The following is a 15894-nucleotide window of genomic DNA, read 5'->3' on the forward strand; positions in this document are numbered from 1 at the left end:
CGCTCCCGCAGGAACGGTCCATACATAACTGTAAGTACCTGCAGGGGTTGGCGTAGCCGTTACCGTGGCAGGTGTGCCCTGGCATACCGGAGCACTGGTTACCGTAACCGTAGGGTTTGGATTAATCGTAATGGTAACAGTAGCGGTATCGGTTGCACATAGGGCTGACGATACTGTATAAGTAAATACATAAGGACTTCCTGCCAAAGTCATGGTAGAAGGATCAATTGTTCCCTGAAACCCATTTGTTGTAGGCATTGGACCTGTCCAAACTCCCGTCGTATCTGGTGTTCCTCCTAATAAATCGAATAAGTCAATTGGATTTGTGGTTGGTATTTGGCTGACACAAATCCCTCTGGCTCCATCAGAACCGGCATCATTTGGTTCATAAATATTAACGAGCACATCCAACCTATCGCTACTTTCACAAGGCGGGTCGACAGTTGTAGCATAATAATGCTGGCCATTTACCAAAGGAGTCGATAAGTCCAACGGAACGCCAAAAGTTGACGTCAAATACCAATTATTGTCACCTGAAGCCACCAAATCACCTACTGTTGGAGGAGTTCCGGTATTACAAAACTCTTGTGTTGCTGGTCCGGTTGGAACAGGTACGATACCAACATTCACAAACAGCTGTAATCTTGAAGTCTGGCAACCTGTAGAAGGATTAGTCTGCGCTATATAATATATAGTATTATCATTAAGTATTGTGGAATTTGAAATGGGTGTACCGCCATTAGGCACGGTATACCACTGTAATCCAACTCCATTTATTACGAATTGTGGATTGGAAGGCGTGGCTAAACTTGCATTGGTAACACAAACCCCTTGGAAATTAGCTCCCGTAGGTGCCGAGTAAACTGTAACGGTAACACTTTGCCTGGTTCCGCAAGTGCCCGTGTTATCATCTGCGAAATAATCCTCTCCATTAACTAATCCTGTAGAATTTGCTAACGCAGTTGTAGAAGTTGCAGTCGCATACCATCTAATACCTCCTCCATTATTGGTAGCAACAAGATTTGCAACCGTTGGTGATTGAATATCACAAAATGACTGAGCAGAATTTGTAACAGTAGGACATTGAGAATATACTATTTCATTACATGTCAAAAGCGACACAAATAAAATTAAGTAAGCAAAATGGTTTTTAATAAGAGTAATTATCCTCATAAGCAATTCAGTTTTTGAACTATTTTTTACTCTGGATGTGATACTCTTCCTCTTAATATTTTGTTAAAAAAATAAGTTGGAATTCGACAGTATACACCTAAGCAAAAAAAGCTTCCACTATATTACTCATTATAATAGTCAGAGGTTTTCACTTATTAAAATGTTATAAACAAAATAATCAACATTATTAACAATAAACTTGCAAATAAAAATAATTTTAATTTATTGATTTACAATTATTTAAATTAAATAAAATAACAAACCAGAAGTTTTCAATAATTTTTCAAGCTTCTTAAAAATAAAAAATTGTTAATAAGTCTAAATCGAAATTTAGACCCATTAACAATAAAATGTTAAAATTTTTAAGAAATTAAAATTTCAAATCGCGAATTTCATTTCGGGAAAATTCGAATTCTGAAATGACTTCATTGATGATATCCGTAACTGATTTAATTTCATGGATTAAACCTGCAATCTGACCTATTTCAAGCTCTCCTTCTACCAAATCTCCTTCAAACATCCCCTTCTTTGCCCTGGCTCTTCCTAAAAGTGCTTTCAAATCCTCAGTCGTTGGGCATTCCGAATACAATTCCTGAATATCATTGTAAAATTTGTTTTTAATTAACCGCACCGGAGCAAGCTCTTTCAGGGTAAGTTGCGTGTCCCCTTCTTTTACATCTACTATTGTCTGCTTAAAATTATCGTGTGACGAACTTTCAAAGGATGCCGCAAAACGGGAACCCATCTGAACCCCATCCGCACCTAAAACCATAGCAGCCAACATTCCTTTTCCGGTAGCTATACCGCCGGCAGCTATTAACGGAATATTTATCTGTTCCTTAACCATTGGAATCAAGGTTAGTGTTGTGGTCTCTTCCCTCCCATTATGCCCACCGGCCTCAAAACCTTCGGCAACAACAGCATCTACTCCGGCTTCCTGAGCTTTCAGGGCAAACTTGGAACTGCTTACAACATGTACAACAGTAATTCCTTTTTCCTTTAAATAAGCCGTCCAGGTTTTTGGGTTTCCAGCCGAAGTAAAAACAATTTTCACCTCTTCTTCAATGATAATCTGGATGATTTCTTCAATATTGGGATATAACATTGGGACATTTACCCCAAACGGTTTGTCAGTTGCTTTTTTGCATTTTTGGATATGCCCGCGTAAAACATCAGGATACATTGATCCTGCTCCTATTAAACCTAAACCTCCTGCATTACTAACTGCACTTGCTAATTTATAACCACTATTCCAAATCATTCCTCCCTGAACAATTGGATATTTTATATTGAAAAGTTGGGTAATTTTATTCATTAATTTTTAATGATTTTTCCGGATTGAACAAAGGAATTGCTCTCTATTTTATAAAGGTAAACACCTATATTTAGGTTTTCCAATGAAACTGATTCAGTTGCATCGATTGTTTTTTCAAAAACACTTTGACCCAAAGCATTGCACAAAGTTACTTTAGCCTGATCAAAATTATCAGGAAAAGAAACATGCAGATTGTCATGCGCCGGATTGGGATATACTAAAAATTTCGCTTTGCTGATATCATTTACTGAAAGGGCATTATTCAGCGCCAATTGAAAATCCGGAATCCCATAACCAAATTGATTGTTAGGATTGGCAAATCTATCTGCCGATTGCTTTACAAAATCGATTACCTGTTGGTTTGTTAAATCAGGAACTGCCTGCCAAAAGCTTGCAATCATTCCGGCCATAATCGGACACGAAAAGGAAGTGCCGCTTGCTGTTTGAACATTACCATTTATATTGGCCACAACAGAAGCCTGTCCCTGAGCCATTACATCGGGCTTTATCCTGCCGTCAAATGTAGGCCCTACTGAACTGAAGGTGGCAAAGGTTTCATCTGATTTTACGGCACCAACAGCCAATACATGTGAAGCTTCAGCCGGTGAACCCGGATGGTTTAACGGCGCAGGGCTTGCGCCAGAATTGCCTGCACTGCCAACAATAATCATCCCTTTGCTAAAAGCAATATTAGCTCCTTTTGAAGCGAATGCATCGTCACCTGTGAATTCGTCATAAACATGCCCATAATTCGGATTATCAAATTCATAATAGCTGAGCGATGTAGAAATGACATCTGCACCAAGCCTGTCAGCCTCTTCTGCTCCTTCAACCCAATAACTTTCTTCAACAGGATTTTCCTGAGAAACATCTTCAGTAACAAATAAATAATATTGAGCATCAGGTGCAGTTCCCACCAATTGGCCGTCGACATAACCTCCCATACAGGAAAGCGTCATTGTTCCGTGATTGTGCAAAGAATAAACATTGGTGTCCTGAGTTACAAAATTGTAACCTCCCAAAATTAGATTATTATCAAACAAACGTTGGAATGGCGCAGTCGAATCGACATTGATAAACCCCGAATCCAAAACGGCTATTATTTTACCTGCACCTGTATAATTAGCCTGATGCAGTAAATGACCATTAAGCATTTGAATCTGATTGTCGGAATTCCCATAATTAAAAATGGTCGCTACATCCATTTGCTTGTTTACCGGAACTATAGTTCTTGGAATTGGTTTTTTCAGATTTAACGAAGCATCTGCAAAACGAATGTGGTCTACAAATGACAATTGCGTTAGCGAATTAATATCATCAACACTTCCGCGCACATGGACACAATTCATCCATTTGGATTTGGCCATTACTTCAATCCCTGTAGTCGCCATCACACCATCTATGTAAGGTTGGTAAACAGGGACATCATTTACATTTAATGCAATTCCCTGGTTGGCTCTTCTGTCGAGCGCTCTTTGGGTAAGAAAATTTAATGGCGTTGCCAATTGTGTAGCGGCATCGGGTTTATCAGTAAAGAAAACCCAGGCATCTTCCTGAGAATATCCAAAATAACCCAGAAGGACAAATAGAGTAACGAAGAGTTTGTTCATAGCATTGATTCGTTAGAAAAAGCTAATTTATGAAATTACTCCTGAACCAACTAATTCATCGTCAATATTCCAGGCTACGAACTGTCCTTCAGTAATAGCAGATTGTGGTTCGTCAAAGCATACATACAAACCGCTTTCGAATTGGTAAAGGGTAGCTTTCTGTAAAGCCTGACGGTATCTGATTCGTGCCATGACTTCCATTGTTTCTCCATTTTTTAAAGCCAAATCTTCTCTTATCCAATGGATTTCAGAAGGCTGAACGCGAAGCGTTTTTCTTAATAAACCTGGATGGTTTGGACCTTGTCCGGTATAAATTGCATTCGACTGTACATCGGTAGCGATTATAAAAAGTGCTTCTTTGGTTCCGCCCACATTCAGGCCTTTACGTTGTCCGATGGTAAAATAGTGCGCACCCTGATGTTTGCCAACAATTTTTCCATCTTCAGGTGAATAGGCAATCCCTTGGGAGTCAAAAGCCAATTGTTCTTCCAGTGAATTAAACGTTGGCTGCTCTTGATTATATATTGGGCTATTGGCATCAATTTCATAAATCAAACCTTCTTTTGGCTGCAATTGTTGCTGCAAAAATTCTGGCAAACGAACCTTTCCAATAAAACATAATCCTTGTGAATCTTTCTTTTCGGCAGTAACCAAATCCAACTGGGTTGCAATTTCACGAACTTCAGGTTTGGTCAATTCACCTATCGGGAATAAGGATTTTGCCAATTGTTCCTGCGATAACTGGCATAAAAAATACGACTGGTCTTTATTTCCATCTTTTCCGGCAAGTAATTGATAAACCGGATTTCCATTTACCTCAACCTCTCCTTTTCTGCAATAATGACCTGTTGCAACATAATCCGCGCCAAGCGACAAGGCAATTTTCATAAAAACATCAAACTTGATTTCGCGATTGCACAATACGTCGGGATTCGGAGTTCTTCCCTGCTCATATTCGTTGAACATATAGTCCACGATTTTCTCTTTGTACTGTTCGCTTAAATCAACTGTCTGGAAAGGAATCCCAAGTTTTTCGGCTACAAGTAGTGCATCATTGCTGTCTTCAAGCCATGGGCATTCATTGGAAATGGTAACCGAATCATCGTGCCAGTTTTTCATAAAAAGACCAATGACTTCATAGCCCTGCTCCTTTAAAAGATAAGCAGCAACGCTCGAATCAACACCACCAGAAAGTCCAACAACAACTCGTTTCATATCAATCTATAAACAAAAAAAATTTGCGGCAAAGTTACCGCAAATTCTGTAAAATTATGTGTTTCAATATCAGTTATAATAATCCGAAAGTAGACAAAAGTTATTTGGTCATTTTCCGACCCATTTTTTCATCGATGTTATCCTGTGGAATTTTGGTTTCGTCCTTAACTTCAACCCTCACATCGCCTTGTTTTGGCATCACAGGTTTTTTGAAGTTTTTATTTTGATAATTCATGTTCACGTCTTTCAACTTTCCTTTCTGGAGCATTTTCCACATGCCAACTTTCTTGCCGTTTTTATACATTCCCTGCCCTGAAACCTGCCCATCAACATTCCTGTAAATCGTCTGCCCATCATAGACTCCGTTTTTATAAACCGATTCTTCAAGAACGATTCCGTTTTCGGCAGTACTTTTATAAGGCCCGTTTTTAATTCCGTCCTTATAGCTCGTCTCTTCTGCTATTTCGCCACTTTTATAAAAAACTTTCCGAATGCCATTCAATTTACCATTCACATATATTTCAGAAGTCATTACCGACGGCAGGTCTTCATGATAATATTTCCACTCGCCTTCAAATTGCTTGTTTACCAATTTACCTTCACTTACCTTATGTTTATTCTGATTGTAAAAAATTGTATAACAGGAATTATCCTTTGCGTTGAATTCTCTAGTCGCTATTACAGTTCCGGCTTTGGTATCATCAAAAAATTTGAACATCCCAACTTCTTTACCGTGCTCAAAAGTTCCTTCATAACGCGGTCGTTTTGACTCTTCGTAAACGCCTTTCCAAAGTCCGTGTTTCTGCCCGTTTTCATCCAGTTTATTAATGTTTTGGGCAAAACCAACAGTGGTTAAAAACAATAAGGCAATAATGTATTTACTCACGTGGGTTAATTTTTTTTGGTGTTCGTGAACCTGTGGTTTCATGATTTTAATTTTTATATAAACGAAAAAAATTCGGTTTTAGTATTCAAAAATGGTTCCAAAATTTAAGATCCCAATTCCAGTGCCCTGTCGTTGGCAGCTTTGACAGCTTGCACAATTGTTTTTTCCAAAACTCCTTTTTCAAAAACCTGCAACGCCCTTTCGGTAGTTCCGCCTTTTGAAGCCACCTTTGCAATCCATTCTTCGTTGGATATTGAATAGCTGTTCTGAATGGCAACCGAACCCATAAATGTTTGGTTTACCAATAATTCTGCTTCCGATTCATTGAATCCCAAATCGACTGCGGCCTTTATCATCGATTGCATAAAATAAAAGACATAGGCTGGTCCGCTTCCCGAAATGGCTGTAGCGGCATCAATCAGTTTTTCATTCTCGACATAAACCGATTTCCCGGTTGTATTGATAAGGTTCTGGATGATGAATAATTCCTTTCGATCCACATTTGCCGAAGCGGAAAACACTGTCATTCCCATTCCGATTTGGGTTGGGATATTAGGCATCGACCGCACTATTTTGGAACAGGAAAGTGCCAACTCTAATTTGGCTAATGTTATACCGGCCATGACCGAAAAAATAATCTGGTTGTCTTTCAGGAATGGCTTTATTGATTGTGCCAACACATCAAAATCCTGTGGTTTTACAGCCAAAATCACGATGTCAAAATCGCTGATCCTGTTAGTGGCAACCTGCGAAAAATTGACTCTTGGAATGCTGGTTTCTGCCATAGCGGAATTCTCATTCCGAACCAAAACAAAAATATCTTCCGGCTTGATGAATCGCGAGCTGATAAAACTATTTGCATAGGTTTTACCCATGTTCCCGTAACCTACAATTAAAACTTTCATGGCTGTTATAAATTAAAAAACCCTGTTTAAAGATAGGTGTTTAAACAGAGTTTTGAAAATGTATCGTTGAAATATTATTTCTTTTTGTTTTGGATTTGCTTTTGGGCTTCAGCCTGTTCCATCATTTCGCGCATCTTCTTTTGGAATTTGCCTTCGGTTTTTGGCTTAGCTTTATTTTCCTGGATTTGGGCATGGATTTTTTCGCTGTCGATAAAATATCTTTTGATAACCAACATAATTCCGATGGTAATCAAATTGGAAATGAAGTTATACAAACTCAATCCCGAACCATAGCTGTTGAAGAAAATCAACATCATTACCGGTGAAACATAAATCATGATTTTCATGATTTTAGCCATATCCGGCATTCCGTCCTGTTGTGGTTGTGCCATTGCCTGATCGCCCGAAGTCATTTTCATATAGAAGAAAATCGCTATTGCAGCCAAAATTGGGAACAAACTGATATGGTCTCCATACAACGGAATATGGAACGGCAACTTGGCTATCTGGTCAAATGAGGATAAATCGTTTGCCCAAAGGAACCCTTTCTGCCTTAATTCAAACGCCGATGGAAAGAACTGGAACGAGGCATACATAAACGGAATCTGTATCAATGCCGGAATACAACCCGCCATTGGATTTACGCCCGCTTTGTTGTAAAGCTTCATTGTTTCCTGTTGTTTTTTCATTGGGTCTTTTTTGAACTTTTCCCCTATTTCCATAATCTCAGGACGCAATACTTTCATCTTTGCCTGCGACAGGAATGACTTGAATGTAATTGGCGACATAGCCAGTTTTATCAAAATCGTAAAGACAATGATTGCAATTCCCAATCCCATAAACGAGCTCAAAAATCCGAATAGAGGAATGAATATGAATTTGTTAATCCATCCAAAAATTCCCCAGCCAAGCGGAACAATTTTTTCCATGTTTCGGTCATAAGCCTTCAGGGTTTTATAATCTGTTGGGCCATAATACCAGTTCATTTTATAATCCAATTCGCCGTTGGTGTAGGCTAATGGCATTGTGGCTTTGTACTGTTTCGTGAAAATCGTATCTTTCTTTTCGTCGTGAACCAAATTTTGGGAATGCAGTTTTGCTTTCTCAAAAGGGGTTTTGGTTAATAAAATACTTGTAAAGAAGTGTTGCTTGTAGGCAATGAAAGTAGTTTTCTCTGGCTCTTCTTCCTTGTTATCGCCTTGCCCTACGTAATCAATTTTACCGTCATTGTGCTCAAAATAAATCTCGGCATAACGGTTTTCATAGGAAATGCTTTTCTCATTCCTGTAAGTTTTCAAATCCCATTGCAGGTCGGCAGGCTTAGCCGTATTCAAAACAGTATTCAATCCTTGCGAATGAATGTCAAAATCAACCAGATATTGGTTTGGCGCCAAAACATATTTATACTCCAGGTATTGATCTGCTCCGGCTTTTAATTTCATCGAAAGGATTTGGTTCGCTCCTACTTTGGTTAAAGTCGGCTCAAAATATAAATCCTTAGTATTTAAAAGTCGGTTATCCTTTGTCTGCAATTGAAGATTAAAACTGGCATTGTTGTCTTTAACAAGTTCAACCAATTTTCCTGAATTCTTTTGGAATTTTTCGTAATTCTTTAAAACAGCTTCAACGATATAACCTCCTTTGTTGGCAATCTTGAGGCTTACGAATTCGTTTTCTAAAGTCGTGATATTCTCTTTGGCAGAAGGCAGCGTTGCCGAGTAAGCAAAGCTTCCCAAAGTTCCTTTTAGTTTTTGGATTTGTACTGAATCAGTTGCAGTGGTATCTATTATGGGAGTTGCAGTTACTTTCGGAGCTGCGGCTGCAGCAGCCTTTGCTGCTTTTTCGGTTTTGGCTTTTTCCAGTTGCTCTTTTTGTTCTGTTTTACTGTTGTTATACATCATCCACATGATGATAACGAATATCAAACCAAAGCCAATAATTGTATTAAAATCTAATTTCTTTTTTTCTTCCATAATAATGCTGAACCTCTATCAGTATGTTAATGTTTCTTATGTTTTACCATTGCGGCCACAAAGCTAACAAAAATTGGGTGTGGATTCGCAACGGTACTCTTATATTCGGGATGGTATTGTACCCCTATAAAAAACGGATGATCCTTCAATTCGATGATTTCCACCAAACCGGTTTCCGGGTTTATTCCAGAGCAAACCAATCCTGCTTTTTCTAATTCTTTTCTGTATTCGTTATTGAATTCGTAACGGTGACGGTGACGTTCCTCAATTTGGTCTTTCCCATAAATCTGATGTGCCAAAGTCCCTTCAGCGATATCACATTTCCAGGCACCCAAACGCATCGTTCCACCTTTGTCTGTAATTGTTTTTTGGTCTTCCATGATCGAGATTACCGGATTCTTGGTTTCCTCATTCATCTCAGTTGAATTGGCTTCCTCCAATCCCAAAACATTTCTTGAATATTCGATAACAGCCATCTGCATTCCCAAACAAATCCCAAAAAACGGAATTCCTTTTTCACGCGCATAACGGACCGTATCAATCTTCCCTTCAATTCCACGACCGCCAAATCCCGGAGCAACTAATATGCCATCCAAATCCTGAAGCTGTTCTTCTGCCGTTTTGGCATCCAAATACTCCGAATGAATCGAAATTACATTCACTTTGGTTTGATTTGCTGCACCAGCATGAATAAATGACTCTAAAATTGATTTATAGGAATCCTGTAATTCTACGTATTTTCCAACCAAACCAACATTCACAGTCTGCTTTGGATGTTTTAATCTATGCAAAAAGGTGTTCCAGTTTTTCAAATCCGGAGCCGCCTTTTTAGGAAGGTTTAATTTCTTCAAGGCTACTATATCCAAACCTTCATCAAGCATTAAATTCGGAACTTCATAAATCGTTGAAGCATCGATGGATTGGATTACCGCTTCGCGTTTTACATTGCAGAATAACGCCAGTTTCTGGCGTAAATCATCAGACAAATCGTGTTCTGTACGGCACACTAAAATGTCTGCCTGGATTCCGCTTTCCATCAAAGTTTTTACCGAGTGCTGTGTTGGTTTTGTTTTCAATTCTCCGGCTGCAGCCAAATACGGAATCAAGGTCAAATGAACCACAATGCTGTTATGTTCACCCAATTCCCAAACCAGTTGACGCACCGATTCGATATAAGGCAACGATTCAATATCTCCGACCGTTCCACCAATTTCAGTAATTACAATATCAAAATCGCCAGACTTGCCCAGCAATTGCATACGTTCCTTAATTTCGTTGGTAATATGAGGGACAACCTGAACCGTTTTCCCCAAAAATTCCCCTCTTCGCTCCTTTTCAATTACAGAAAGATAAACCCTTCCCGTAGTAACATTATTTGCCTGCGATGTAGGAACATTTAAAAATCGTTCGTAATGACCTAAATCCAAATCGGTTTCAGCACCATCATCAGTCACAAAACATTCTCCGTGTTCATACGGATTTAGTGTTCCCGGATCCACATTGATGTAGGGATCAAATTTCTGAATGGTCGTTCGATAACCTCTGGCCTGTAGTAACTTGGCCAAAGACGCTGCGATGATTCCTTTTCCCAAAGAAGAAGTCACACCGCCAGTAACAAAAATGTATTTTGTTTGATTCATTTTCTTAGTAGTTGTTGTGTTGTAGTTGTTGTAAAAAACGAGGCAAAAATACAATTAAAATTGGATTGTTAGATTGTTAGATCGTTAGATTTTTAGAAAAAAGAATCTGTTAATCCAATTATGCATGAAGTCTAATAATCTTTATTCGGATATTGTTTTTTAATATTCCGAACCAATTCCTCCAAACCGTTCAATTTGAGTTCATAAACCAATTGCAGTTGCTCGCCAAGCTGTCCTTTTGGAAAGCCTTTATTGCTGTACCAAACCACATAATATTCGGGAAGATCAATAAGATACCAGCCCTCGTATTTCCCGAAGGGCATTTTTGTATGTGCAAGTTTGATAAGGAGTTTCTGCTGATTATCCAAACTATTGGTATTTTTTGTAGTTATTCATCCAATAGTTCTCCATATAATTCCATTTATTGTTTTTGCCTTCGATTTCAAAATTAGGATCGGGCTTTTGGTCAATTTTGAGTATTTTATCTAGAGTCACAATTTTGTAAAAAGTTATGCCGTCATCCTCATCATTGCAATCATGGGCTTCCATCCAGCCAATGGTTATTTCTTCAAAGTTTTCAATTTTAATCAAATGGCTTTCCCAGTTCATATCGGCACATCCTGCACGATTATAGGAATAATATAAATTAGCATTTGGAAGGCGTTTGATGTCTAAGTCACTTCCTTTAATTTTCCTGAATAGTTTTTCTTTTGGATCGAAAAAAAAGTTTTGGCATTGATTCGGTGTATTTGAAACTTCAAAAATCCGGATGTCCTTGAAACCGTCTTCGTTGATGTCTAAAATTTCAATATTGACGTAATAATCTGCGGGCTCGATGATAACTTTTCCATCAAGGGTTTCCAGTGAATAGAGCCTTTCCTTTTCCGGATCGATTTTAGCCCTTAACAGTATATTATTTACCTTAAATACAGAATCATTGGTTGCCTTAATTGTGTCCTTGAAAACAACAGCTTTGGCCTGTTTATCCTTTACCGATTTATTACATGAGACCAACAGTATTAAAACCAAAAAGGAAACAAGTGATCTCATATAAATTACTTCCAATTAAAAGTAATCTTCTTTTTGATATCAGGATGCAGGCTGAAATGGACAGGACACTGCATTGCAACTCTTTCCAAAATGGTTTTGGTTTTGGCATCTGCTGCGTGGTTCATTTCAAAGTGAACGTGGATTTCCCCAATTCTTCTTGGTTCCTGAGCCATGATTTTGGTTACTTCTGCAGTAGTTCCTTTTAACTCGATATCCATATCCTGCGCTTTGATTGCCATAATGGAAATCATGCAGGTTGCCAAAGAATTTGCAACCATGTCTGTTGGAGAAAAAGCTTCCCCTTTTCCGTGATTGTCTGTTGGTGCATCGGTAAGGATTTCTGTTCCGGATTGCATGTGCATTGACGAAGTGCGTAATTCGCCTAAATACCTAACTATTGATGTTGCCATTACAATGCTTCTTTTATGGTTAAATCGGTGTCGTAATACAAAATGTAAATTCCGTTGTTGGAATAACCATAAGTTAGATTCTGAACGTAATCAAATTTGTTTTCTATTTGTTCTGACGAAGAAGCCTGAACGGTTTCCTCAAACGTTTTATCCTGCGATAACCTAACCAAGGTATCAAAGGTTACATCAAAGCCGCGAATGGCATATTGATTGGGCAGGATTTTATTCAGCTTTTTATATTTTGCGTCAAACTGATTGGCTTCGTCTGTTTCGTTTGGCCTTGAAAGCGATGGGTATAAAAGTTTGAGTTTGGTCAAACGGGTTAATGATATTTCTTCAAAATCCAACGTTTCATTGGGCTCCAAAATAACCAACTGCACCTGGTATTCCTTTTGGGCTGCGAGCATCGCCGAAGTAGTTGCCAGTATCATTCCCGTACTTTCTGAAGCCAGGACGACATAATTCATTTTATCCTTTTGGAGCAATACTTTGAGGCTGTCGGCGACAACAGTTCCTTTTTCGCTCAAACCCACAATCCTGGTTTCTTTCTGCATTTCCTGAACGTACTGCCTGACGCTTCCTTTTTTGTTATCTATGACAGCTAGGATATTACCACCTTTTGTTTTCATGAAATCAAAAATCGAAGTACGCAAAAGCTCCGTTGAAGGCATTGATTGGAATAAATTGGAATACTTTTTCCCGCTTTCTTTTGATAAGGGAGAAATAACCGGCGTTTTTGTAGGCTCAACCAATTCGGCCAGTTTTTCAACATTTGCCTGATAGAATGGCCCAACAATCGCATCCATGGTTTGAAGGTTGTTTTGCTGTACCAAAGCCGCTACATTCGAAGTGTTTTTGGTTTCCTGAGAATCAAGGATTTTGATGTCTACATTCATTCCCAAAACCTTAGCAGAATCAATTGCCATCAAAGCACCGGAATAGAAATCCAAAGTCAGGTTCAGGAATTTATCTTTCTTTAAACGGGCCTGAGTTGAGTTAACTGTGTCACTTTCAATCTTTGAGATATTAAATGGAAAAAGTAATGCGAGTTGTTTCCTCGCATTAGTGTTGATTGATTTCATTAAATTTCCCTGTTCCTTTTTGACAGGTTCTTTCCGTTGACCTTTCGGAACCCGGAGAATCATTCCAAGCTTCACGCCTTTCTTTAATTCGGGATTGAGGGAAATCAGTTCTTTTTCAGTAATGCCATAATCGCTGGCAATTGTTGCTATTGTTTCGTTAGGCTTAACGACATATTCCTCCAAATATTTTTTGGTGCTTGATGCCGGAGCACTATCAGCGGATGGTTTTTCAGCAACCGGCTTTTCAGCGGCAGGTTTTGTTTCCGCTACAGTTGCCGTAGAAGGCGTATTTCCTGAAACCACAAGTTTAAGCCCAATAGGAAAATCATTTGCTATTGCCGGATTCAAACGCTCGAGCTCAGCAATGGTCATTCCGTATTTTTTGGAAATGCCATACTTGGTTTCTTTAGGTTCAATGATGTGGTAAGTAGTCCCGGCTGAAGAAACTTCAGGTTTGGATTCAACTTTTGGCGTTTCCTTTACTACTGGCTTTGGAGCTTCTACAGGTTTACTAACCGCCGCAACCGGCATTCCGCCTGAAGCTGGGATTTTAATATTCATCCCTATTTTCAATCCGTTGTTCAACAAATCTCCATTGGCCGCCTTCAACTCGTCGATGGTAATGCCGTATTGTTTTGAAAGGCTGTATAAAGTTTCCTTTGGCTGAACCAAATGTGTCGTTGGATTGGTTTGTGCTGCATTCGTTGTAGTTGGAACAGCACTTGTCGTAGTTGGCGCTGCAGTAGCTGCAACTTCTCCTGTTGATGGAATGAGCAGCACGCTGTCTAACTGAATACCGTTTTGGGAATCTGGGTTTATCTTGTAAATATCATAGGGTGTAACCTTATATTTCTGGGCAATAATATTAATAGTTTCCCCTTTAACAACAGTATGTTTGATGTATTTCTCTTGCTTCGCTGAAACAGTAAAAACAAAAGAAAATACTGTTAGAAATATTGAGAAAAGAATACGGTTTTTCATCTACTTATTATTTATTTAACGTCTAAAGTTAACAATTCTTTTTAAATGCAATTCAAATGTTAAATTTTTTCTTTAACTTTTTTTTGTTAACAAAAACTATTCCCACTCAATTGTAGCTGGTGGTTTTGAGCTGATATCGTACACTACCCGATTGACCCCTTTTACCTTATTGATGATTTCGTTCGAGATTTTCATCAAAAACTCATAAGGCAGATGAACCCAGTCTGCCGTCATTCCATCCGTTGATTCAACAGCACGAAGCGCTACCACTTTTTCATAAGTACGCTCATCGCCCATAACTCCAACACTATTTACAGGAAGCAGAATGGCTCCGGCCTGCCAAACTTTATCATACAAACCGTGCTCTTTCAAACCATTAATAAAAACTGCGTCAACTTCCTGCAGGATCCTAACTTTTTCCGGAGTAATCGCTCCCAAAATCCTGATGGATAATCCTGGCCCAGGAAAAGGATGCCTTCCTAAAAGTTCAGGGTCGATGCCCAATGTTTTGCCAACTTTTCGCACTTCATCCTTGAACAGCATTCGTAAAGGCTCAACAATCTGCAGTTTCATATAATCCGGAAGACCGCCTACATTATGGTGTGATTTGATGGTTGCCGATGGTCCTTTGACCGAAACCGATTCGATAACATCGGGATAAATAGTTCCCTGAGCCAGCCATTTTACATCTTCAATGCGATGCGCCTCATCATCAAAAACTTCGATAAAGACACGACCGATTGCTTTTCTTTTTGCTTCGGGTTCTTCAATGCCATCCAAAGCAGCCAGGAAACGGTCAGAAGCGTCAACTCCTTTTACGTTCAATCCCATGTCTTTGTATTGGTGCAGAACATTTTCAAATTCATTTTTACGGAGCAAACCATTATTTACAAAAATGCAATACAGGTTTTTTCTAATGGCTTTGTGCAATAGCACTGCTGCTACTGTCGAGTCAACGCCGCCCGAAAGCCCGAGAACGACTTTGTCGTCTTTTACCTTTTCTTTCAGTTCCTTGACACAATCTTCAACAAAGGCATTTGGCGTGAAATTTTGTGGGACTTCTGCAATCTTTACTAAAAAATTCTCCAGTATTTGTTTTCCATCGGTTGAATGATAAACTTCCGGATGAAACTGGATTGCATAGGTTGTTTCGCCTTCAATTCGGAATGCCGCGTTTTCAACATCCTTGGTACTCGCAAGGCGAATGCCGTTTGTTGGCAATTTTTTAATGGTATCACTGTGGCTCATCCAAACCTGGGAATTCAGGGCGACTTCGTCAAGGAAACTCTCATCGTCTTTGATGAAAGACAGGTTCGCCCTTCCATACTCACGAATATTACTCGGAGCTACTTCGCCTCCATTGAAATGTGCCAGGTATTGGGCACCATAACAAACCGCAAGCAAAGGAAATTTTCCACGAATTTGGGATAAATCAGGATGAGGAGCATCTTCGGCTCTCACAGAATAAGGGCTGCCCGAAAGGATAACCGCTTTGTAGGACGATAAATCATCTGGAAAATGATTAAAAGGGAAGATTTCACAAAAGATATTCAATTCCCTTACACGGCGCGCAATTAGTTGTGTGTATTGCGAGCCAAAATCTAAAATCAGTACGTTGTGTTGCATGTGCAAAAGTACAATTCCCGATTGAAAA

The 15894-nt window shown here is 39.1% G+C and carries 12 protein-coding genes and 1 pseudogene; all 13 read right to left on the reverse strand.

What is annotated here, in order from left to right; translation table 11 throughout:
- Positions 1–1173 (reverse strand): annotated as a pseudogene (locus L1S31_RS12110) (hypothetical protein); the annotation flags it as partial.
- A gap of 370 nt (positions 1174–1543) precedes the next feature.
- Positions 1544–2488 (reverse strand): NAD(P)H-dependent flavin oxidoreductase, encoded by a 945-nt coding sequence (locus tag L1S31_RS12115; protein ID WP_236465007.1) that lies wholly within the window; start codon positions 2486–2488, stop codon positions 1544–1546.
- Positions 2488–4098, reverse strand: a complete 1611-nt coding sequence (locus L1S31_RS12120) for a S8 family serine peptidase (protein ID WP_236465008.1) — start codon at positions 4096–4098, stop codon at positions 2488–2490. The genes L1S31_RS12115 and L1S31_RS12120 overlap by 1 nt, the downstream gene beginning before the upstream one ends.
- Positions 4099–4125: 27 nt before the next feature.
- A complete protein-coding gene (mnmA, locus tag L1S31_RS12125) occupies positions 4126–5313 on the reverse strand; it encodes a tRNA 2-thiouridine(34) synthase MnmA (protein WP_236465009.1) in 1188 nt (395 codons plus the stop codon).
- 100 nt (positions 5314–5413) lie between these two features.
- The gene (locus L1S31_RS12130; protein WP_236465010.1) at positions 5414–6241 is read right to left on the reverse strand and encodes a toxin-antitoxin system YwqK family antitoxin; all 828 of its coding nucleotides are present in this window, start codon (positions 6239–6241) and stop codon (positions 5414–5416) included.
- A 62-nt stretch (positions 6242–6303) separates the two neighbouring features.
- Entirely contained in the window at positions 6304–7104 is an 801-nt protein-coding gene (proC, locus tag L1S31_RS12135) for a pyrroline-5-carboxylate reductase (RefSeq protein WP_236465011.1), read from the reverse strand.
- Between the two features lie 74 nt (positions 7105–7178).
- Entirely contained in the window at positions 7179–9077 is a 1899-nt protein-coding gene (yidC, locus tag L1S31_RS12140) for a membrane protein insertase YidC (protein ID WP_236465012.1), read from the reverse strand.
- A gap of 26 nt (positions 9078–9103) precedes the next feature.
- Entirely contained in the window at positions 9104–10717 is a 1614-nt protein-coding gene (gene pyrG / locus L1S31_RS12145; RefSeq protein WP_236465013.1) for a CTP synthase, read from the reverse strand.
- Between the two features lie 131 nt (positions 10718–10848).
- Positions 10849–11085, reverse strand: a complete 237-nt coding sequence (locus L1S31_RS12150) for a DUF3820 family protein (RefSeq protein ID WP_236465014.1) — start codon at positions 11083–11085, stop codon at positions 10849–10851.
- A 1-nt stretch (position 11086) separates the two neighbouring features.
- Positions 11087–11767, reverse strand: a complete 681-nt coding sequence (locus L1S31_RS12155; RefSeq protein ID WP_236465015.1) for a hypothetical protein — start codon at positions 11765–11767, stop codon at positions 11087–11089.
- A gap of 5 nt (positions 11768–11772) precedes the next feature.
- Positions 11773–12177 (reverse strand): OsmC family protein, encoded by a 405-nt coding sequence (locus tag L1S31_RS12160; RefSeq protein ID WP_236465016.1) that lies wholly within the window; start codon positions 12175–12177, stop codon positions 11773–11775.
- Positions 12177–14240 carry a PBP1 and LysM peptidoglycan-binding domain-containing protein gene (locus L1S31_RS12165; RefSeq protein WP_236465017.1) on the reverse strand — a complete coding sequence of 688 codons (2064 nt, stop codon included), beginning with the start codon at positions 14238–14240 and terminating at the stop codon, positions 12177–12179. The genes L1S31_RS12160 and L1S31_RS12165 overlap by 1 nt, the downstream gene beginning before the upstream one ends.
- Before the next feature lie 96 nt (positions 14241–14336).
- Entirely contained in the window at positions 14337–15866 is a 1530-nt protein-coding gene (gene guaA / locus L1S31_RS12170) for a glutamine-hydrolyzing GMP synthase (protein WP_236465018.1), read from the reverse strand.
- Between the last annotated feature and the right edge of the window lie 28 nt (positions 15867–15894).

It is taken from the genome of Flavobacterium wongokense, assembly GCF_021608265.1.
Taxonomy (GTDB): domain Bacteria; phylum Bacteroidota; class Bacteroidia; order Flavobacteriales; family Flavobacteriaceae; genus Flavobacterium; species Flavobacterium wongokense.

Coding starts and splice junctions, on each gene's coding strand:
- L1S31_RS12130 (WP_236465010.1), bottom strand. CDS start 6,241: ATGAAACCACAGGTTCACGAACACCAAAAAAAATTAACCCACGTGAGT.
- L1S31_RS12165 (WP_236465017.1), bottom strand. CDS start 14,240: ATGAAAAACCGTATTCTTTTCTCAATATTTCTAACAGTATTTTCTTTT.
- L1S31_RS12160 (WP_236465016.1), bottom strand. CDS start 12,177: ATGGCAACATCAATAGTTAGGTATTTAGGCGAATTACGCACTTCGTCA.
- pyrG (WP_236465013.1), bottom strand. CDS start 10,717: ATGAATCAAACAAAATACATTTTTGTTACTGGCGGTGTGACTTCTTCT.
- yidC (WP_236465012.1), bottom strand. CDS start 9,077: ATGGAAGAAAAAAAGAAATTAGATTTTAATACAATTATTGGCTTTGGT.
- L1S31_RS12155 (WP_236465015.1), bottom strand. CDS start 11,767: ATGAGATCACTTGTTTCCTTTTTGGTTTTAATACTGTTGGTCTCATGT.
- guaA (WP_236465018.1), bottom strand. CDS start 15,866: ATGCAACACAACGTACTGATTTTAGATTTTGGCTCGCAATACACACAA.
- L1S31_RS12120 (WP_236465008.1), bottom strand. CDS start 4,098: ATGAACAAACTCTTCGTTACTCTATTTGTCCTTCTGGGTTATTTTGGA.
- L1S31_RS12115 (WP_236465007.1), bottom strand. CDS start 2,488: ATGAATAAAATTACCCAACTTTTCAATATAAAATATCCAATTGTTCAG.
- mnmA (WP_236465009.1), bottom strand. CDS start 5,313: ATGAAACGAGTTGTTGTTGGACTTTCTGGTGGTGTTGATTCGAGCGTT.
- proC (WP_236465011.1), bottom strand. CDS start 7,104: ATGAAAGTTTTAATTGTAGGTTACGGGAACATGGGTAAAACCTATGCA.